Annotated in this window: 22 protein-coding genes; 15 read left to right on the top strand and 7 right to left on the bottom strand. The window is 67.2% G+C overall.

The window, feature by feature from the left end; all coding sequences use genetic code 11:
* Nucleotides 1-2: 2 nt before the first annotated feature.
* Both QZ814_RS02615 and hemE read right to left on the bottom strand, forming a co-directional pair.
* Complete coding sequence (locus QZ814_RS02615) at nt 3-455, bottom strand: CopD family protein (protein WP_294329523.1); 453 nt, start codon at nt 453-455, stop codon at nt 3-5.
* Nucleotides 452-1,483, bottom strand: a complete 1,032-nt coding sequence (gene hemE / locus QZ814_RS02610; RefSeq protein ID WP_294329574.1) for a uroporphyrinogen decarboxylase — start codon at nt 1,481-1,483, stop codon at nt 452-454. Before hemE ends, QZ814_RS02615 begins: the two co-directional genes overlap by 4 nt.
* A gap of 302 nt (nt 1,484-1,785) precedes the next feature.
* Here hemE and QZ814_RS02605 point away from each other — a divergent pair, with 302 nt between their 5' ends.
* The 11 genes from QZ814_RS02605 to QZ814_RS02555 all read left to right on the top strand — a co-directional run bounded on the left by QZ814_RS02605 (nt 1,786) and on the right by QZ814_RS02555 (nt 8,650).
* Nucleotides 1,786-2,601: a pyruvate, water dikinase regulatory protein gene (locus QZ814_RS02605; RefSeq protein WP_294329573.1), complete on the top strand. Its 816-nt coding sequence runs from the start codon at nt 1,786-1,788 to the stop codon at nt 2,599-2,601.
* A complete protein-coding gene (locus QZ814_RS02600; protein WP_294329522.1) occupies nt 2,601-3,200 on the top strand; it encodes a nucleoside triphosphate pyrophosphatase in 600 nt (199 codons plus the stop codon). The genes QZ814_RS02605 and QZ814_RS02600 overlap by 1 nt, the downstream gene beginning before the upstream one ends.
* Nucleotides 3,197-4,006 carry a shikimate dehydrogenase gene (gene aroE, locus QZ814_RS02595; protein ID WP_294329521.1) on the top strand — a complete coding sequence of 270 codons (810 nt, stop codon included), beginning with the start codon at nt 3,197-3,199 and terminating at the stop codon, nt 4,004-4,006. Before QZ814_RS02600 ends, aroE begins: the two co-directional genes overlap by 4 nt.
* A complete protein-coding gene (coaE, locus tag QZ814_RS02590; RefSeq protein ID WP_294329520.1) occupies nt 4,003-4,608 on the top strand; it encodes a dephospho-CoA kinase in 606 nt (201 codons plus the stop codon). Before aroE ends, coaE begins: the two co-directional genes overlap by 4 nt.
* Nucleotides 4,609-4,615: 7 nt before the next feature.
* Nucleotides 4,616-5,326, top strand: a complete 711-nt coding sequence (gene dnaQ / locus QZ814_RS02585; protein ID WP_294329519.1) for a DNA polymerase III subunit epsilon — start codon at nt 4,616-4,618, stop codon at nt 5,324-5,326.
* 35 nt (nt 5,327-5,361) lie between these two features.
* A complete protein-coding gene (gene raiA / locus QZ814_RS02580; protein WP_294329518.1) occupies nt 5,362-5,961 on the top strand; it encodes a ribosome-associated translation inhibitor RaiA in 600 nt (199 codons plus the stop codon).
* 44 nt (nt 5,962-6,005) lie between these two features.
* Nucleotides 6,006-6,473, top strand: coding sequence for a PTS sugar transporter subunit IIA (locus tag QZ814_RS02575; RefSeq protein WP_294329517.1), 468 nt, complete (start codon nt 6,006-6,008; stop codon nt 6,471-6,473).
* On the top strand, nt 6,460-6,927 hold the full coding sequence (locus QZ814_RS02570) for a PaaI family thioesterase (RefSeq protein ID WP_294329516.1): 468 nt from the start codon (nt 6,460-6,462) through the stop codon (nt 6,925-6,927). Before QZ814_RS02575 ends, QZ814_RS02570 begins: the two co-directional genes overlap by 14 nt.
* The gene (locus tag QZ814_RS02565; protein WP_294329515.1) at nt 6,924-7,265 is read left to right on the top strand and encodes a DUF1491 family protein; all 342 of its coding nucleotides are present in this window, start codon (nt 6,924-6,926) and stop codon (nt 7,263-7,265) included. The genes QZ814_RS02570 and QZ814_RS02565 overlap by 4 nt, the downstream gene beginning before the upstream one ends.
* 195 nt (nt 7,266-7,460) lie before the next feature.
* Nucleotides 7,461-8,069: a cell wall hydrolase gene (locus QZ814_RS02560; protein WP_294329514.1), complete on the top strand. Its 609-nt coding sequence runs from the start codon at nt 7,461-7,463 to the stop codon at nt 8,067-8,069.
* Nucleotides 8,070-8,152: 83 nt separating this feature from the next.
* Nucleotides 8,153-8,650 carry an MmcB family DNA repair protein gene (locus tag QZ814_RS02555; protein ID WP_294329513.1) on the top strand — a complete coding sequence of 166 codons (498 nt, stop codon included), beginning with the start codon at nt 8,153-8,155 and terminating at the stop codon, nt 8,648-8,650.
* 7 nt (nt 8,651-8,657) lie between these two features.
* On the opposite strand, the gene QZ814_RS02550 is transcribed toward QZ814_RS02555, so the two are convergent.
* Nucleotides 8,658-9,275: an ankyrin repeat domain-containing protein gene (locus QZ814_RS02550; protein ID WP_294329512.1), complete on the bottom strand. Its 618-nt coding sequence runs from the start codon at nt 9,273-9,275 to the stop codon at nt 8,658-8,660.
* Nucleotides 9,276-9,346: 71 nt separating this feature from the next.
* On the opposite strand from QZ814_RS02550, the gene QZ814_RS02545 reads away from it, so the two are divergent.
* The 3 genes from QZ814_RS02545 to QZ814_RS02535 are packed head-to-tail and all read left to right on the top strand — an operon-like array spanning nt 9,347 to nt 11,027.
* Nucleotides 9,347-9,928 carry an SCO family protein gene (locus QZ814_RS02545; protein ID WP_294329511.1) on the top strand — a complete coding sequence of 194 codons (582 nt, stop codon included), beginning with the start codon at nt 9,347-9,349 and terminating at the stop codon, nt 9,926-9,928.
* Nucleotides 9,916-10,359 (top strand): YcgN family cysteine cluster protein, encoded by a 444-nt coding sequence (locus QZ814_RS02540; protein WP_294329510.1) that lies wholly within the window; start codon nt 9,916-9,918, stop codon nt 10,357-10,359. Before QZ814_RS02545 ends, QZ814_RS02540 begins: the two co-directional genes overlap by 13 nt.
* The gene (locus QZ814_RS02535) at nt 10,356-11,027 is read left to right on the top strand and encodes a SprT family zinc-dependent metalloprotease (RefSeq protein WP_294329508.1); all 672 of its coding nucleotides are present in this window, start codon (nt 10,356-10,358) and stop codon (nt 11,025-11,027) included. The genes QZ814_RS02540 and QZ814_RS02535 overlap by 4 nt, the downstream gene beginning before the upstream one ends.
* Here the strand turns inward: QZ814_RS02535 and QZ814_RS02530 are convergent.
* From QZ814_RS02530 to QZ814_RS02515, 4 genes are read right to left on the bottom strand one after another with little or no spacing between them, the layout of a single operon-like run.
* Entirely contained in the window at nt 11,024-13,165 is a 2,142-nt protein-coding gene (locus QZ814_RS02530) for a PBP1A family penicillin-binding protein (RefSeq protein ID WP_294329507.1), read from the bottom strand. The genes QZ814_RS02535 and QZ814_RS02530 overlap by 4 nt on opposite strands.
* 58 nt (nt 13,166-13,223) lie before the next feature.
* The gene (msrB, locus tag QZ814_RS02525) at nt 13,224-13,637 is read right to left on the bottom strand and encodes a peptide-methionine (R)-S-oxide reductase MsrB (RefSeq protein ID WP_294329506.1); all 414 of its coding nucleotides are present in this window, start codon (nt 13,635-13,637) and stop codon (nt 13,224-13,226) included.
* A 51-nt stretch (nt 13,638-13,688) separates the two neighbouring features.
* Complete coding sequence (locus tag QZ814_RS02520; RefSeq protein ID WP_294329505.1) at nt 13,689-14,225, bottom strand: sterol desaturase family protein; 537 nt, start codon at nt 14,223-14,225, stop codon at nt 13,689-13,691.
* A 23-nt stretch (nt 14,226-14,248) separates the two neighbouring features.
* A complete protein-coding gene (locus QZ814_RS02515) occupies nt 14,249-15,154 on the bottom strand; it encodes a LysR substrate-binding domain-containing protein (protein ID WP_294329504.1) in 906 nt (301 codons plus the stop codon).
* 293 nt (nt 15,155-15,447) lie between these two features.
* On the opposite strand from QZ814_RS02515, the gene QZ814_RS02510 reads away from it, so the two are divergent.
* A complete protein-coding gene (locus QZ814_RS02510; protein WP_294329503.1) occupies nt 15,448-17,733 on the top strand; it encodes a CDC48 family AAA ATPase in 2,286 nt (761 codons plus the stop codon).
* Nucleotides 17,734-17,853 lie beyond the last annotated feature (120 nt).

Genomic DNA, 17,853 nt, shown 5'->3' with positions numbered 1-17,853 from the left:
CGTCAGAACGGCTTCACCTCGGCGAGGATGACGATGAAGACCAGTGCCAACGCCGGGACTTCGTTGAGGAAGCGCAGCGTGCGCGTGGCGATCGGCGCCTCGCCGCGTGCGAGTTTCTTGCCATAGCCTATCGCCCAGCCGTGATAGCCGCTGAGCAGCACCACGAGCAGCAGCTTGGCGTGGAGCCAGCCGATGCCCGCCTGCCCGTCGAAAAGCCCGATATTGGCCGACAGCGCCAGCCCCAGCACCCACACGATGACCATCGAGGGCGTGAGGATCATCCGCTTGAGCAGCGCCTCGCGCTTCGCCCAGGCGGCCGCCTCGGGCGTGCCGAGCGCCTCCTGGTGGTGGATGAGATAGCGCGGGAACAGGAACAGCCCCGCCATCCAGAAAATCACGAAGATGACGTGGAACGCCTTCACCCAGAGATAGGCACTGCCCAGCCAGCCGATCATGCTGCGGTTCCTCGGATACGGGCCAGCAGCTGCTCAACATGCGCGATCGGCGTGTCGGGCAGGATGCCGTGCCCCAGGTTGAACACGTGCGGCCGCGCCGGAAAGGCCGTGAGGATCCGGTCGATCGCGCTGTCCAGCGCCGCGCCGCCGGTGATCAGCGCCAGCGGATCGAGATTGCCCTGCACCGGTAGCCCTTCCGGCAGCACCGCGTTAGCCCATGCGGGGTCGACCGTCTCGTCGAGTCCGATCGCATCGACGCCGGTTTCGCGAGCATAGGCGGCGAGCTTGCCCCCTGCCCCCTTCGGGAATCCAATCACGGGCACCAGATCCCGAACGGCGGCCGCGATCCGCGCGTTGGGGGCGATCACCCAGCGTTCGAACTGGGCGGGGCTGAGGCTGCCTGCCCAGCTGTCGAACAATTGCACCGCCTCGACGCCCGCCTCCGCCTGGGCGCGCAGATAGGCGATGGTCTGGTCGGCGATGCGATCGACCAGCGCCTGCATCAGGCCCTCGTCGCGATAGGCGAGGCGGCGCGCTTCGGCCTGCTCGCGGCTGCCCTGCCCGGCGATCATGTACGTCGCCACGGTCCAGGGAGAGCCCGCAAAGCCCAGGAAGGTGGTCGAGGGGTCCAGGGACGCCTTCACCCGCCGAATCGTGCCGTAGATGGGCTCCAGGACGCTGGAATCGGCATCGAAGCCGTCGAGCACGTCCCGCGCGGTCACCGTCGGGGCGAGTCTGGGGCCCTCGCCGGTCTCGAACCAGAGCTTCTGGCCTAGCGCCATCGGCACCACGAGAATGTCGGAAAAGAGGATCGCGCCGTCCATGCCGAAGCGACGGATCGGCTGCAGCGTGATCTCGGCGGCGGAGTCGGAATCCATTGCGAGCGCGAGGAATCCGCCCTTCTTAGCACGGAGCGCACGGTATTCGGGCAGGTATCGGCCGGCCTGGCGCATGAGCCAGACGGGTGGAACGGGCTGGCGAGTTCCACGGAGGGTCGCGAGCAGCGGCTTGGAAGCGCGAAGAGTCAGAGCCGGGATCCCACTACTAGAAGATTCGATTCTCAGGATGTTGGAGTCTGTTGGCCGGTGAAAGCCGGGGCTTATGGCGATGTGAGTCAGTTGCCAACAATTTGACTCCTGCGGCCATACGGATTCGCCCGGATTCGGGAAATCTGTCCACAAGACTCACACCCTGTGAATGAAAAGCACAAGCTGGGGATGCGGCTGTGGACGAATCACGCGGCGAATCCCGAATCTCGGCGGGTTGGCCGGGTGCCGCGGTTACGCTACCGCTTGTTCGCCATGTTATGCACAGATCCGTCCCCAGCCTGATGCGGCTGCACCTGCACCTGCTCTCGGACTCCACCGGGGAGACGCTGGAAAACATCGCCAAGGCGGCGCTGGCGCAGTTCGACGATGTCGAGCCGCTGCGCCATTTCTGGCCGATGGTGCGCAGCGAGGCGCATCTCGAGCGCATTCTGCAGGAGATCGCCCAGAACCCGGGGCTGGTGATCTACACGCTGGTCAATCGCGACATCCGGCGGATGCTCGAGACGCGCTGCCGCGCGCTGGGGCTGCCCGCGATCGCGCCGCTCGATCCGGTGAGCCATGCGCTCTCCAACCTGCTCGGCCAGGAAGCAAAGGCGCGCCCCGGACGCCAGCACATGCTCGACGCCGCCTATTTCGCGCGCGTCGACGCGATCCAGTTCACCATCGCGCATGACGACGGGATCGGCTGGGAGGATTGGGAGGAAAGCGACATCGTCCTCGCCGGCGTGTCGCGTTCGTCGAAGACGCCGACCTCGATCTACCTCGCCAATCGCGGCTACAAGGTCTCGAACATTCCCGTAGTGGTGGAATCGCCGCCGCCGCCCAAGCTGTTCCAGCTGAAGCGGCCGCTGATCGTGGGCCTTACTACCAGCGCCGACCGGCTGGTGCAGATCCGCCGCAACCGGCTGCTCTCGCTGAACCAGGCGCCCGAGACCGATTATGTCGACCAGGAAGCCGTGCAGCGCGAAATCGCCTTTGCCCGGCGGATGTTCGCCGACAATGGCTGGCCGGTGATCGACGTCACCCGCCGCTCGATCGAGGAAACCGCCGCCGCGATCATCCAGCTGTGCAACGACCGTGAAATGGACCGCCGATAATGCCGACTCTCGTCCTTGCCTCCCAGAGCGCGTCGCGCCGGGCGATGCTCGATGCCGCGGGTGTGGCGCACGAGGCGCTGCCGGCCTTGGTCGATGAGGCCAGCGCCAAGGAATCGCTGCTCGCCGAGGGAACGTCTCCCCGCGACCTCGCCGATGCGCTCGCCGAGCTGAAGGCGCTCAAGGTCTCGCGCATGGCGCCGCAGGCGCTGGTGCTGGGCGGCGATTCGCTGGTCGCGCTCGACGACGGCAGCCTGCTCGACAAGCCCGAGAGCCGCGAACAGGCGCGCGATCACCTCCGGCGCATGTCGGGCAAGACCCACGACATCTACAGCGCGGCGGTGATCGCGGAGGGCGGCCGCCCGGTGTGGCGCCATGTCGATCGCGCGAAGCTGCATGTCCGTCCGCTGAGCGGCGCCTTCATCGAATCCTATCTCGACCTGGAATGGCCGGCGATCGCCGGCTGCGTCGGCTGCTTCCGGATCGAGGGGCCCGGCGTGCAGCTGTTCCACCGCACCGAAGGCAGCCACTTCACCATCCTCGGCATGCCGCTGCTGCCGATTCTCGACTATCTGCGCACCCGCGGAGTGATGCCCAAGTGACTCGTTATGCCGAGGTGATCGGCGATCCGATCGCCCATTCCAAATCGCCGATCATCCACAAATTCTGGCTCGATGCCCTGGGAATCGAGGGCGATTATCGCCGCGCCCATGTGCTCGGCGACGACCTCGCGGCCTACTTCGCCCGTGCCAAGGATGATTCCGACTGGCGCGGTTGCAACGTCACCATCCCGCACAAGCTGGCGGTGATGGATCTCGTCGGCGATCCCGGCGGGGTGCGGGGTACGATCGGTGCGATGAACACCGTGATCCGCGGCGAGGATGGCGCGCTGATCGGCACCAACACCGATGCCGGCGGCTTCTTCTCGCCGATCGCAGGGCTGGAGCTGGAAGGCCGCCACGCGGTGGTCGCTGGCGCGGGCGGCGGTGCGCGGGCCGTGCTGTTCGCGTTGTCCCGCGTCGGCATCGGCAAGGTGACGATCCTCAACCGCAATGTGCTCAAGGCAGCCGCGCTGCTCTCCAGCTTCGGGGTGAAGGGCGACGCGCTGCCGATCGGCGCCCCCTTGCCCGCTGCCGACCTGCTGGTGAACGCCAGCCCGCTCGGGATGGCAGGCCAGCCGCCGCTCGACCTGGATCTCGCGCCGCTGCCGGAGCACGCGGTGGTGTACGACATCGTCTATGCCCCGCTGGAGACGCCGCTGCTCGCCCAGGCACGCGACCGGGAACTGGATACGGTGGACGGACTGGAAATGCTGGTCGGCCAGGCCGCGCTCGCCTTCGAGCTCTTCTTCGGCGCCGAGCCTCCGCGCGACCGCGACGACGAACTGCGCGCGCTGCTCACCGCATGAGCCGGCGGCCGATCGTGCTGGGCCTCACCGGCTCGATCGGCATGGGCAAGTCGACCGTCGCGGCGATGTTCGCGGCGGACGGCGTGCCGGTGTTCGATGCCGACGTGACCGTCCACCAGCTCCAGGGCCCGAACGGCGCGGCGGTGGCGGCCATCGAGGCCGAATTTCCGGACACCACCACCGATCTCGGCGTGAATCGCACGCTGCTGCGCGAGGCGGTGATGGCGGACCCCACCGCCTTTGCGCGACTCGAGGCGATTCTGCACCCCGCAGTCGCGGAGGCGCGCGAGTCGTTCCTCGCTCTGCATGCCGCCTCGCCCTTGGTGGTTCTTGACGTACCATTGCTATTCGAGGCCGGCGGCTGGCGGCATGTCGACAAGATCGCCGTCGTCTCCGCGCCCCCCGACGTCCAGCGTGATCGCGTCCTCGCCCGCCCCGGCATGACCGCGGAACGCTTCGACGCCATTCTCGCGCGCCAGATGCCCGACGCGGAAAAGCGCGCCCGCGCCGATTTCGTGATTCCCACCGGCGAAGGCCTGCAGGTTACGGAAGATTGCGTACGCGCGGTGATCGCTTGCCTCGCGCCGCCTGCGGGTGGATAAGCGCTCCATGCGGGAAATCGTGTTTGACACCGAAACGACGGGACTCAGCTTCTCAGGCGGAGATCGCCTAGTCGAAATCGGCTGTGTCGAGCTGGTCAACCGGGTTGCCACCGGCAGCCATTTCCACGCCTATATCAATCCGCAGCGGCCGATGCCGGTGGAGGCGTTCAACGTCCACGGCCTGTCCGAGCGGTTCCTCTCGGACAAGCCGCTGTTCGAGGACGTGGTCGAGGACCTGCTCGACTTCATCGGCGACTCGCCGCTGGTCGCGCACAATGCGGGGTTCGACTTCGGCTTTCTGAACGGCGAGCTCGGCAAGTGCAGCCGAACGCCGATCGACCTGAGCCGCATGGTCGACACGCTGGTACTTGCGCGCACCAAACATCCCGGCGCCAAGCACACGCTGGACGCGCTGTGCAGCCGTTACGGCATCGATCTCAGCGCGCGTACCCTGCACGGCGCACTGCTCGACGCGCAGCTGCTGGCGCAGGTCTATGTCGAGCTTACCGGCGGCCGCCAGATCACGCTGGGGCTCGCCGAGGAAGTGCCGGTGGTGCCGGAAACGGTCGCCGAGGCGCCAAGCCGGGTGCACGTCCGACCGGCGCGGCGATTCACCGCGAGTGCGGCGGAACTTGAACGGCACGCAGCGTTTCTGAAGTCCCTGGACGAGCCGCTATGGGGTGTTCCCACAATCGACGCGGTTCCGGCGCAGCCCTAGGTCGCTCGTCCTTAATTGCGAAGTGGAGGTACATTATGGATATCCGGATCTCGGGGCATCAGGTCGATACGGGCGAGGCGCTCAAGACGCAGGTGACGGATCGGGTCCAGGGTATCGCCGACAAGTATTTCTCCCGCGCCATTTCCTCGCAGATCACCTTCGGCAAGGGGCCGCACGACAACGGCTTCAAATGCGACATCGTGATGCACGTGACGCAGGGGCTCGTGCTCAAGGCGACCAACAGCGGCATGGAAGCGCATGGTGCGTTCGATGGCGCGGCGGACCGGATCGACAAGCAGCTGCGCCGTTATGTCCGTCGCCTCAAGGACCGACGCCCGAACGAAGTGATCGCGCTGGCCGAAGGCGGCGCCTATGACAACGGCTTCGACAATGCCGGCTACACCCTGTTCCAGGAGCCGCATGCCGAGGAGGAAGTCGCCGACGCCCCGCTGGTGATCGCCGAGACTCGGGTCGACGTGCCGGATGCGACGGTTTCGGATGCGGTGATGATGCTGGACTTGCGCAATACCAACGCGTTGCTGTTCCGCAACAGCGGCACCGGCGCCTATAATATGGTGTATCGCCGCGGGGACGGGACGATCGGCTGGGTTGAGCCCAACCGCGCACCGGCGTAAGGCGCCAGCCTGCCTGCGGGCAGCCGCTTCTTTGGAACGAGTAAATGACTGATTTGAGCGATTTGCTCGTGCCGGAGGCGGTGCTCGCCGGCGTGGTGGCAAGCAACAAGAAGGCGCTGTTCCAGCAGCTCGGGTCTGCGGCGGCAGCGGCGCACGGCGTCGACGCCAAGCTGGTGGCCGAGCGGCTGATCGAGCGCGAGCGGCTGGGCTCCACCGGCTTCGGCGGCGGTATCGCCATTCCCCATGCGCGGCTGGACGACCTGCCGCGCGTGTGCGGGGTGTTCGCGCGTCTTGCCCAGCCGGTCGATTTTGGTGCGATCGATGATCTGCCGGTGGACCTGGTGTTCATGCTGCTGTCGCCGGCCAACGCCGGGGCCGAGCATCTGAAGGCGCTCGCCTCGGTGTCGCGCCGCCTGCGCGAGCGCCCCTTTGCCGAAAAGCTGCGCGGCGCAGGCTCGCCCGATGCGCTCTACGTGCTGCTGACCGGAGTCGAGGCGCGTGACGCCGCCTGACACGGCGCCGACCGGGGCCGAGGCGCATTTCCGAGCGCTCGAATCGCTCTACGCCGCCGCGCCGATCAACCAGCTGTTCCCGTCGGTTCTCGAAATTCCCGAAGCCGGAGTCGCGCGGATCCGCTTCGAGGTGGAGTCGCGCTATTTCCACGCAGCGGGAGCGGCCCACGGCACCAGCTATTTCAAGATGCTGGACGACGCCGCCTTCTACGCGGCCAATAGCCTCGTCACCGATCGCTTCCTGCTGACGACCGCGTTCAACCTGCTGCTGACGAAGCCGCTGCCCGAGGGGCCGGTGATCGCCGAAGGCCGCTGGGTAAGCGGCCAGCGCCGCGTGTTCGTGGGCGAGGCGCGCCTGATCGACGCCAATGGCGAGGAGGCGGCGCGGGGTACCGGTACCTTCATGCGCTCGCGTATCCCGCTCGCCACCCTGCCCGGCTATCGCGCCGCATGACGCCGCGGCTGACCAGCACGATGCTGGTGAGCGCGCTGGTGCGACGAGCCGATGCTGAGGGCGGATCGGCGATGGTACTCGCCAAAGGCGATCCCATGTCCGGCGCAGTCCTGCTGCTGTTGCTCGAGCGCGGCTGCAATCCACGCTTCGTCGAGCGCGGAACTGGCCCGGAAGGTGTGCCTGCCCTTCTTCCATCAGGTCCCAAGGACCTTGCCGACGAGGCCGAGGCACTTGCCTATTGGCGACGCCGCCGCGAGCGCGATGCCGATTTGTGGGTCGTCGAACTGGATATCGCAGGCGCCGAACGGTTCGCCGCTGAAACGATGAACCTTTGTTGACACCGTAACCCTCCCCCGGCCAAGCACCTGCCATAACACGTCGCGTTGTGCCGTTCGGGGTGTGAAGTCGAGCGGTTACGCAGTCGGGGGGTACGCCCGGGGGCAGTTCTCGGAAGAGATACGGTCATCCGCGCGCCAACCGCATAACATTGATCTGTAATGAAGTTTCTGCCGCGGGCTGCCACTTTCGCAGCTGTGACCTTCTGCGCTGGGGCACTTGCCAATGCCGCCACGCTCAACCTCGCGCCGCTCCCGCAGCAGGCCCAGCAGGTTCAGGTCACGGTTCCATCCGCACCCGCACGGGCAGAAAACGCCCCTCCGGCCCAGCAGGTTCCCGCGCCCCAGGCTGCGGTGGAACAGCAGGGCGACCCCGCGCTCGCCACAGAATATGCCAGCCTGTCCGATGCGGTCGCCGCGCAGCAGGACGTTGCCGCCGCGATGGAAGACGATCGCGAGCTGCGCTGCCTGGCCACCGGCGTCTATTACGAGGCACGCAGCGAGCCGCTCTCCGGCCAGCTTGCCGTTGCCGACGTGATCCTCAATCGCAGCACCTCGGGTCGATTCCCCCGCACGGTATGCTCGGTCATGACGCAGAAGGGCCAGTTCTCGTTCGTACGTGGCGGCAAGCTGCCGACCCCGCCGGCGAATGCCCAATGGCGCCGCGCCCTTGCCGTGGCACAGGTCGCCCGCAAGAATCTGTGGGAGAGCCCGGCCGAAGGCGCCTTGTTCTTCCATGCGCGCTATGTCGGCGCCGGCACCGGCCGTACCGTGGCAACGGTAGGAAACCACGTCTTCTATCGCTGATCGGCGCATCCCGATCGCCTGAAAGAGCCGCCGAAGCGATTCGGCGGCTTTTTCGTGTTCGCTGAATGTTCTATACCGTTCGCATGAACGCCCATCAGCCCCTCCCCGCCAGTTTCTCCGCCTCGGCCGACGCGCTGGTCGCGGCGGATGTCGTGCGCGGGGTCTGCCGGATGCTGCTGCGGCATGATTGCGTGGCGATCGCCGAAGTACCGCTGGACGGTGGCCGCCGGGTCGACCTGATGGCGCTGGATGCGCGCGGCAATATCGTCATCGTGGAGATCAAGGTATCGCGCGCGGACCTGCTCGGCGACGGCAAATGGCCCGAATATCTCGAGCATTGCGACCGCTTCTTCTGGGCGGTGCCACAGGGATTCGACCTGCGGCCGCTCGACCAGCAGCATTTCCTCCCCGAACGTACCGGCCTGATCGTCGCCGATCGCTATGATGCGGCGGTCGCGCGCGAGGCGGCGACGATACCGCTGGCGGCGGCAGCGCGGCGCAAGGCCACGCTCGCCTTCGCCCGGCGTGCGGGACGAAGGCTGCTGGGCATGCTCGATCCCGACGTCGCCGACGGGTTCTGAGCAAGGCTTAGAGCTTGGGGCCCGCGGCGGCGGCGGCCCGGCCCACCTTGGGAGCATCGGCGAGCAGCTTGGCGATCGTCGGGTAGCGCGTCTCGCGCGCGGCATATTCGCGGGCCGACAGGCCGCCGCCGAAATCGGCGCGATCGGGGTCGGCACCGGCGTCGAGCAGCTTCTTCACGACCTCGGAATCATGGGCAAGCACCGCGCGGATCAGCGGGGTGACGCCGCCGTTGTTGGCGAGGTTCACATTGGCCTTCTTGGCGATCAGTGCGTCGACGCCCGCACCCCAGCCAAGGCTGGCGGCAAAGAGCAGCGGGGTGTTGCCCTCGCGATCCTGGATGTTCACGTTGACGCCCGGCTGGTTGATCAGCACCGAGAGATAGGTCGGATCCTGGCGCTTGACGACGATGTGCAGCGCCGACTCGCCCGTGCCGTACGGATCCTTGACGTTGATCAGCGAGCTGGCCTTGTCGCGCAGGAACTCGTTGACCTTGTTCCCGTCCTGCTTACGGATCGCGTCGAGGAACTGGATGCTTTCGCGCGGCTGGCCCATGCCCTGGGCAAAAGCGGGAAGCGGCAGGAGAAGCAGGGCCGCGACGGCGGCAGAGGCGAGACGGGACGTCATTGCTGGATCGGTACCTTCGATACTGGCGACGGATGCGGCGACCCTCGTAGCAAAGACTGGCGGTGGTTACCATGAACTGGATGTTTCGCGCGTTGATACCTTCCGCAATGCTGGCGCTTTCCGCCTGCGGGGGGGCGTCTTCGGAGGCGCCGCCCCTGGCTGGCGCACGGATCGGCGGGCCCTTCACCCTCGTCAATCAGGACGGCAAGACGGTCACCGATGCCGACTTCGCGGGCAGGTACCGCATTGTCTATTTCGGCTACACCTATTGCCCGGACGTGTGCCCGACGGACCTTGCCAAGATCGGCGCGGCGTTGCGCACGCTCGACAAGCAGGCACCGCGCACGGCGCAGAAGATCGTGCCGCTGTTCATCACCGTCGATCCCGAGCGCGACGGGCCGGCGCAGCTCAAGCAATATGTCGGCAATTTCCATCCGCGCCTGGTCGGCCTTACCGGCAAGCCGGAGGCCATCGCGCAGGTGGCGAAGGCCTATGCGATTGCCTATATGAAGCAGCCGACGCCGTCGGGCTATCTCATGGGCCATACGCAAGTGGCCTATCTGATGGGCCCGGACGGCAAGCCGATCACCAGCCTGCCGCTGGAGAAGGATCCCCCGGCGATCGTCGCCGAGCTTGAGCATTGGGTGCGGTGACCATCAAATTCTGGGAAGATCTGCCGCTGGAGGCGCTCGATCGCGCGCAGTGGGAAGCCTTGTGCGACGGCTGTGGCAAATGCTGCCTCCACAAGCTGGAGGATGAGGAGACGGGCGAACTGTTCGCGACCAACGTCGCCTGCAAGCTGCTCGATCGTCGCATGGGGCTGTGCAAGGATTATAAGCACCGCCGCGCCTATGTGCCCGAATGCGTGCGGCTGACGACGCGCAACGTTCGCGACATCGAATGGCTGCCCAGCACCTGTGCCTATCGGCTGCGCGCCAATGGCGAGAAGCTGCCCGACTGGCATTATCTCGTCAGCGGCGACCGCGAGGCGGTGCACATGGCGGGCGAATCCACGCGCGGCTGGACGATCTCCGAGGACGATGCCGGCGACCTCGAACATCACATGACGGACCGCCGCCTTTGATCGAGGGGCTCGAAGTGATCCGCCATCCCCGCGCGCGGCGGATGCGGCTCGCGATCGATCCCCGCGACGGCAAGGTGCGCCTGACGATTCCGCCGCGCGCCAGCCTCGCCAAGGCGATGCAATGGGTAGGCGAGCAGCAGGGCTGGATCGACGCCCAGCGCGAGCGCCTGCCGGGCGGGCGACCCTTCGTGCCGGGCGCCACCCTGCCCTTCGGCGACGGCGAGCTGACCATCGTCTGGCCGGCGGCAGGCGTGCGCGGCGTGCGGCGCGAGGGCGACCAGCTGCTGTGCGGCGGTACCGGGGAGGGGCTCGGCCGCCGGGTCGAGCGCTGGCTGCGCGCCGAGGCGCTGCGGGTGCTGAGCGAGGAGACCGCGCACTATGCGGCACTGGCGGGCGTTCGGGTCACCAAGGTGGCGATCGGCGATGCCCGAAGCCGCTGGGGCAGCTGTGCCTCGACCGGTGTGATCCGCTATAGCTGGCGGCTCATCCTCGCGCCCAGCGCGGTCCGCCGGGCAACGGTGGCCCATGAAGTCGCGCATCGGGTGCACATGAACCACGGCCCCGACTTCCACGCGCTGGTCGAGCAGCTCTACGGCGCCGACCCCACCCCGCACCGGCACTGGCTACGCCGCCATGGTGCCGGGCTGCACTGGGTGGGCCGGGCTTAATATTCGTCGTTGGGGCGCTGGCGGTCCTGCGGGGCAGGCTGGCGCTGCTGCGGGCGATTGGGCTGCTGCTGCGCCGGCGCACGGCCGGTCATCCGGTTGATCCAGTCGCGATCGAGCTTCTCGCCCTGTTGCGGCTGGACCGGTGCCGGACGGCCGCCCTGCTGGACCGGCGCGGCGCCGTCGCTGCCGTCGCCGTCCTGCGGCTCCACCGGCACCTGCGGCGGCTGGGCGATCGGGTTGCCGTCCTGATCGACCATCATGCCGTTGTCGGGCGCACCATAGGCATCCGCATCGGGCTCCAGCATGTTGTCGGGCGGGGTCAGCTGCGTCTCGAACTGTTCGATCGGGCGGTTGGCGACCGCCTGGATCATGAAGTCGTGGAAGGCGCGCGCCGGGGCCCGGCCGCCCTGCAGGCCCGGCACCACCTTGGCATCGTCCCGGCCCATCCACACGCCCGTGGTGAGGCCGCTGGAGAAGCCGATGAACCAGCCATCCTTGTTCGACGTGGTCGTGCCGGTCTTGCCCGCCACCGGACGGCCGATCTGCGCGGCGCGGCCGGTGCCGGTGGCGACTGCGGTCTGCATCAGGTCGATCATCTGCGCGGCGACATAGTTGGCGACGAGCACATGGCTCGTATCCACCTCGTGCTGGTAGATCACCTTGCCGTTCGCGGTCACGCGGGTGATGCCATAGGGGGTCACCGCCACGCCGTTGTTGCCGACCGAGGCGAAGGCGCGGGTCATGTCGATCAGGCGTACGTTGGAGGTGCCGAGCACCATCGCCGGCTGGGTGTTGACCGGCGTGGTGATGCCGAAGCGCTTCGCCATGTCCGCCACGGTGGTGAAGCCCACCTCCTGGCCCAGCTTCGCCGCGATGGTGTTCACCGAATAGGCGAAGGCGGTGCGGATGGTGATCGGGCCGCTGTTGCGGCGCGAATCGTTGCGCGGGCTCCACCCGTCGATCGTGATCGGTTCGTCGACGACGATGTCGTCCGGCTTATGCCCGGCTTCGAGTGCGGCCAGATAGACGAACAGCTTGAACGAAGAACCCGGCTGGCGCTGCGCCTGGGTCGCGCGGTTGTAGATCGAGGACACATAGTCCTTGCCGCCCACCATCGCGCGCACTGCGCCGTCGCGGTCGATCGAGACGAGCGCGCCCTGTGCCCCGTCCGGCGCGTTGGTGCGGATCGCGGCATCGGCGCTGCGCTGCATGTTGAGGTCCAGCGTGGTCCACACATCGAGCGGCGCGTCGGTCTCGTCGATCAGCGTCTCCAGCTGCGGCAGCGCCCAGTCGGTGAAGTAGCGGACGCTGTTCTGCTTGGGCTCGGGCGCCAGCTGCACCGTGCGCGGATCGGTGGCCGCGGCTTCGGATTTGCTGATCTTGCCGGTCTCCACCATCAGGTCGAGCACCACGCTGGCGCGCTCCACCGCCGCCTGGGCGTCGGCGCTCGGCGAATAATGCGAGGGCGCCTTGACCAGGCCGGCGATCACCGAGGCCTCGGCGAGGCTCAGGCTGGTCGCCGGATGGCCGAAGAACTTGCGGCTGGCGGCATCGATGCCATAGGCGCCGCCGCCGAAATAGACCTTGTTGAGGTACAGCTCGAGGATCTGCTGCTTGGAAAACTTGCGCTCCAGCGCCAGCGCCAGCACGCCTTCGCGCACCTTGCGGCCATAGGAGCGCTTGAGCGTGAGGAACACGTTGCGCGCCAGCTGCTGGGTGATCGTCGAGACAGCGCTCACCCTGCCCTTATGGCCCAGGCTGTTGCGCACGCCGCGGACGATGCCGACGGGATCGACGCCCCAGTGGGATTCGAAGCGTCGATCCTCGGTGGCGATGATCGCGTCCTTCATCACCTGCGGGATCTGGTCGTACTTGATCCAGTCGCCATAGCTCGGCCCGAGCGAGACCAGCACCGTGCCGTCGACCGCGTGGACGCGGATCATCTGGCCGTTGGGCGAGGATTTCAGCTCGTCGAAGCTGGGCAGCGTCGAGCGCGCCGAGTAGACGGCGATCACCAGCGCGATGGTGGCGATCAGCACCACCCCCAGGCCGCTGAAGAACGACCAGAGGAAGAACTTCTTCCAGAAGGAGCCCCGGCGCCACCAGGGCGCAGCTGCGGTTTTCGATTTCGCGACCATGTACGGGGTCCGCGATTACAGCGTGCGGGGCCTTCTCACAAGGAGTTGGCCACGCGGGTCAGGCGGCCGATGCGCTTGCGGCGCGCGGCCGGAACTCCAGGCTGACCGAATTCATGCAGTAGCGCAGGCCGGTCGGCGGCGGTCCGTCGGGGAAGACATGGCCGAGATGACCGTCGCACCGGGCGCAGCGCACCTCCACCCGGCGCATGCCGTGGCTGACATCGGCATGCTCGCTGACATGGTCCGGCGCCACCGGCTGGGTGAAGCTGGGCCAGCCGGAGCCGGAATCATATTTGTCGATGCTGTCGAACAGCTCCAGCTGGCAGCCGGCGCAGCGATAGATGCCGTCGGCCTTGTTGTCGTTGTAGCGGCCCGCAAACGGGCGCTCGGTGCCGGCCTCGCGCAGCACGTGGAACTGCTCGGGGGTGAGGCGCTTGCGCCATTCGGATTCGGGGAGATTCAGCTGTTCCATAGGCCCAAAATGTGGGTCTGGGAGCCGCCGCCGTCAATCCGGGTAAACGCCTCAATCCGGGATGGTGATCCGCTGGACGACGGCGCCGCTTTCGCGCAGCTGCGCCTTCAGCACCTCTGGCTTGGGCGCATAGAGGAAGCCGAAGCTCACCGTCCCCTTGCGGGTGCGTACCGCATGGTGGAGCCGGTGCGCCTGGACGATCCGCTTCATATAGCTGGAACGCGGGATGTAGCGGTGGCGGATGCGCTTGTGGACGATCAGGTCGTGGAAGCCGAAATAAATCGCGCCATAGGCGGCGATCCCCGCGCCGATCCAGGTGAAGCCCGGCCACCAGCCGAGCTGCACGCCGCCCAGCAGCAGCACGAACGACGGTACCGCGAAAATCGCGGCATACAGGTCGTTCAGCTCCCAGTTGCCGGTGCGGGGCCGGTGATGGCTGGCGTGAAGGAACCAGCCCGGCCCGTGCATGATCCAGCGATGTGCGGCATAGGCAAACAGCTCCATGCCGAGCACGGTGGCGAGGAACAGCAGGAAGGCGTTGAGCGGCGACATGGTGCCCATGTAGGCGATCTGCCGTGCCCATTCCATTGACTTTGCCCAAAGGGGCAGGGTCAGCCCTGGGGCAGGTCCAGCAGGTCGGCGCCCATCGCCGAGATCAACCAGTCGTGGAAGATCTGCACCGGGCGCAACGTCAGCGCCCGGGGGCGGCAGACGAACCAGTAGCTGTAATGGCTCTCCACTGCGAGATCGAACAGCTGCACCAGCCGGTCGTCGCGCGCCGACTGGTAGTGGGATTCGAGCATGAACGCGACGCCGAGCCCCTGCGCGGCGGCTTCCAGCATCAGATTGCCCGAATCGAACAGGTCGATCGCGGCGGGCTCGAGATCCGGATAGCCCGCCGCCATCCGCCAGGCGGTGAAGGTCTCGGGCATTTCGCGGTGGACCAGGGCCGTGAGGCGCGAAAGATCGGTCGGGTCGCGGACCGGGTTGGGACCTTCCACCAGGGTCCGCGCGCCAATCACATGGACACGATTGCGATCCAGCCGGCGGGAGTAATAGCCGGGATCGATATCGCGGGCGATGACGATCGCGGCGTCGAGCCCGTCGCCGAGCCGCGCCATGCCGTGGCTGCCGGTATCGACGTCGAGGTGCAGCTGGGGGTGCTGCTTCTTGAGCTCGGGCAGTCGGGGCAGCAGCTGTTGCGTCGCATAGAGCGGCAGCACCCCGAGCCGGAGCCGCAGCAACTCGCTGCCGCTCGTCATCGTCTCGATCGCGTCGGTCATCGTGTCGAGTGCGGGTGCGATCAGGCTGAGGAGCCGGTCGCCATCGTCGTTGAGACGCAGCGACTGGTGGCGCCGTTCGAACAATGGCTTGCCGATGAACCGCTCCAGCGCCTGCACGCGCCGGCTAAGCGCCGGGGAAGACAAGGCGAGTTCCTCTGCCGCGGCCTTGATCGAGCCCAGGCGGGCGACCTGGACAAAGGCTTCGATAGCAGTGAGCGGCGGAAGGCGACGCATCGGATCCGACTCTCTAGATTGTGCAACGCAGCATACACGAAGCGGTACCTACTGCCCCGCGCAGCAGCCCCGCCTCCTCCCCGCCAGTATCGCTATTGACAACACTGATTGCAAGTCCTGCATCTACGCCGTGTAATTTTCGCACTTGCACAAAACCGTGCCGCACTGCACATAGGGGGTGCCTTTCAGGCATCCTCTCCTAAAACTTTCCAAGGCCGCCCTTTTTGAGGCGGCCCTTTTTTTTGCCTCCGCCGTTCTTAGCTTTCGGGCCTACCGCCACGAAGGAACCCAGAATGGCCGATGACGAATCCCGCAAGCGCCGGCTCCAGGTCGCCAATGCGCGGCCCGAGGACAGCGGCCGCGGACTGGCCCATATCCCGCGTAGTCTGATGGCCGCGCTCGGCATCACCGAGGGGGATGTGATCGAGATCGTCGGCAAGCGCACCACCCCTGCGCGTGCCGTTCTCCCCTATTCCGAAGACGAAGGGTTGGAGCTGCTCCGCATCGACGGTCTGCAGCGCGCCAATGCCGGCGTCGGCTCGGGCGACTTTGTCGAGGTGCGTCGTGCCGATTCGAAGCCGGCGATCCGCGTCGTGTTCGGACCGGCACAGGCGAATCTGCGCCTGCGCGGCACCGGCGAGGCGCTGAAGCGCACCTTCTTCACCCGCCCGCTGACCGCCGGCGACACGATCGCCACGGTCGGCCACCAGCGCGCCGACGTGCCGCCCAACGTCCAGCAGTTCGTCCGCGCGCCCGCCTATGCGCTGCAGGAGATCCGCCTGACGGTGCTCTCCACCGTGCCGCGTGGCGTGGTGCATATCGACGAGAATACCGAGGTCGAACTCCGCACCGAATATGAGGAGGCGAAGGAAAGCCGCCGCGCCGACGTGACCTATGACGATATCGGCGGCATGGCCGGCACGATCGACCAGCTGCGCGAGATGGTCGAGCTGCCGCTGCGTTACCCCGAGCTGTTCCAGCGCCTGGGCGTCGATCCGCCCAAGGGCGTGATCCTGCACGGCCCCCCGGGCACCGGCAAGACGCGGCTCGCCCGCGCGGTCGCCAACGAAAGCGATGCCAGCTTCCACCTGATCAACGGGCCGGAGATCATGGGCTCGGCCTATGGCGAATCCGAGCAGCGGCTGCGCCAGGTGTTCGAGGAAGCGTCCAAGAACGCGCCCTCGATCGTGTTCATCGACGAGATCGACTCGATCGCGCCCAAGCGCGGCCAGGTGACCGGCGAGGCCGAAAAGCGCCTCGTCGCCCAGCTGCTGACGCTGATGGACGGGCTGGAAGCGCGCGCCAACATCGTCGTGATCGCGGCGACCAATCGCCCCGAGGCGATCGACGAGGCGCTGCGCCGTCCGGGCCGGTTCGATCGCGAGATCGTCGTCGGCGTGCCGGACGATCGCGGCCGTCGCGAGATCCTGGGCATCCACACGCGCGGCATGCCGCTGGCGGAGGATGTCGATCTCGCCGAACTGGCGCGCACCACCTATGGCTTTGTCGGCGCCGATCTCGCCGCGCTCACCCGCGAGGCGGCGATCGAGGCGGTGCGCCGGATCATGCCGCGCCTCAACCTGGAGGAAGGCACGATTCCGCCCGAGGTGCTGGACACGCTGTCGGTTACCCGCGACGATTTCCTGGAGGCATTGAAGCGCGTCCAGCCTTCGGCGATGCGCGAAGTGATGGTGCAGGCGCCGACAGTCCGCTGGGAGGATGTCGGCGGGCTCGACGATGCGCAGATGCGGCTCAAGGAAGGCGTCGAGCTGCCGCTCAAGGATCCGGACGCGTTTCGGCGCCTCGGCATCCGCCCGGCCAAGGGCTTCCTGCTCTACGGGCCCCCGGGCACCGGCAAGACGCTGCTCGCCAAGGCGGTGGCGCGCGAGGCGGAGGCGAACTTCATCGCCACCAAGTCGAGCGACCTCCTGTCCAAATGGTATGGCGAGAGCGAGCAGCAGATCGCCCGGCTGTTCGCCCGCGCCCGCCAGGTCGCGCCCTGCGTGATCTTCATCGACGAGCTCGACTCCCTGGTCCCCGCGAGGGGTGGTGCGATGGGCGAGCCGCAGGTGACAGAGCGGGTGGTCAACACCATCCTCGCCGAGATGGACGGGCTGGAGGAACTCCAGTCGGTGGTGGTGATCGGGGCGACCAACCGGCCGAACCTGATCGACCCGGCGCTGCTCCGCCCCGGCCGGTTCGACGAGCTCGTCTATGTTGGCGTGCCGGACAAGGCCGGGCGCGAGCGCATCCTGCGAATCCAGACCGAGAAGATGCCGCTCGGCAGCGACGTCGACCTGGGTTCGATCGCCGAGCAGACCGAGCGTTATACCGGCGCCGACCTGGAAGACGTGGTCCGCCGCGCCGGCCTGGTCGCGCTCCGCCAGTCGCTGGCGACCCGCGAAGTGACGATGGCGCATTTCGAGGAAGCGTTGAAGGACTCGCGCGCCACGGTCACGCCCGAGATGGAGAGCGACTATGCCGCGATGCAGGGCAAGCTGAAGCAGCAGGCCTCCTCGATCCAGCCGATCGGCTTCATCGCGCCCGGCATGCTGGAAGGCCGCGGGCCGAAGGGATGAGGCACCTCCCCACCGCCGGGACGGGCCGCCGCATAGCCCAATTCTCTCGTCATCCCTGCGGAGGCGGGGATCCATTTGCGTGTGCGTTCGCGTGTAGAGCCGCAGCATCAGCGCCAATGG

Source organism: uncultured Sphingomonas sp. (assembly GCF_913777625.1).
In the GTDB taxonomy this organism is placed as follows: Bacteria; Pseudomonadota; Alphaproteobacteria; order Sphingomonadales; family Sphingomonadaceae; genus Sphingomonas.
The sequence above is the reverse complement of the archived record's forward strand: the minus strand, read 5'-3'. Positions and strand labels throughout refer to the sequence as shown.

Excerpts from the sequence above, each read along its gene's own strand:
- dnaQ (WP_294329519.1), top strand. The coding sequence starts at position 4,616 with ATGCGGGAAATCGTGTTTGACACCGAAACGACGGGACTCAGCTTCTCA.
- QZ814_RS02600 (WP_294329522.1), top strand. The coding sequence starts at position 2,601 with ATGCCGACTCTCGTCCTTGCCTCCCAGAGCGCGTCGCGCCGGGCGATG.
- QZ814_RS02520 (WP_294329505.1), bottom strand. The coding sequence starts at position 14,225 with ATGGAATGGGCACGGCAGATCGCCTACATGGGCACCATGTCGCCGCTC.
- QZ814_RS02545 (WP_294329511.1), top strand. The coding sequence starts at position 9,347 with ATGAACTGGATGTTTCGCGCGTTGATACCTTCCGCAATGCTGGCGCTT.
- QZ814_RS02615 (WP_294329523.1), bottom strand. The coding sequence starts at position 455 with ATGATCGGCTGGCTGGGCAGTGCCTATCTCTGGGTGAAGGCGTTCCAC.
- QZ814_RS02565 (WP_294329515.1), top strand. The coding sequence starts at position 6,924 with ATGACGCCGCGGCTGACCAGCACGATGCTGGTGAGCGCGCTGGTGCGA.
- QZ814_RS02605 (WP_294329573.1), top strand. The coding sequence starts at position 1,786 with ATGCGGCTGCACCTGCACCTGCTCTCGGACTCCACCGGGGAGACGCTG.
- QZ814_RS02550 (WP_294329512.1), bottom strand. The coding sequence starts at position 9,275 with ATGACGTCCCGTCTCGCCTCTGCCGCCGTCGCGGCCCTGCTTCTCCTG.
- QZ814_RS02515 (WP_294329504.1), bottom strand. The coding sequence starts at position 15,154 with ATGCGTCGCCTTCCGCCGCTCACTGCTATCGAAGCCTTTGTCCAGGTC.
- QZ814_RS02575 (WP_294329517.1), top strand. The coding sequence starts at position 6,006 with ATGACTGATTTGAGCGATTTGCTCGTGCCGGAGGCGGTGCTCGCCGGC.
- QZ814_RS02530 (WP_294329507.1), bottom strand. The coding sequence starts at position 13,165 with ATGGTCGCGAAATCGAAAACCGCAGCTGCGCCCTGGTGGCGCCGGGGC.
- QZ814_RS02510 (WP_294329503.1), top strand. The coding sequence starts at position 15,448 with ATGGCCGATGACGAATCCCGCAAGCGCCGGCTCCAGGTCGCCAATGCG.
- coaE (WP_294329520.1), top strand. The coding sequence starts at position 4,003 with ATGAGCCGGCGGCCGATCGTGCTGGGCCTCACCGGCTCGATCGGCATG.
- QZ814_RS02555 (WP_294329513.1), top strand. The coding sequence starts at position 8,153 with ATGAACGCCCATCAGCCCCTCCCCGCCAGTTTCTCCGCCTCGGCCGAC.
- raiA (WP_294329518.1), top strand. The coding sequence starts at position 5,362 with ATGGATATCCGGATCTCGGGGCATCAGGTCGATACGGGCGAGGCGCTC.
- msrB (WP_294329506.1), bottom strand. The coding sequence starts at position 13,637 with ATGGAACAGCTGAATCTCCCCGAATCCGAATGGCGCAAGCGCCTCACC.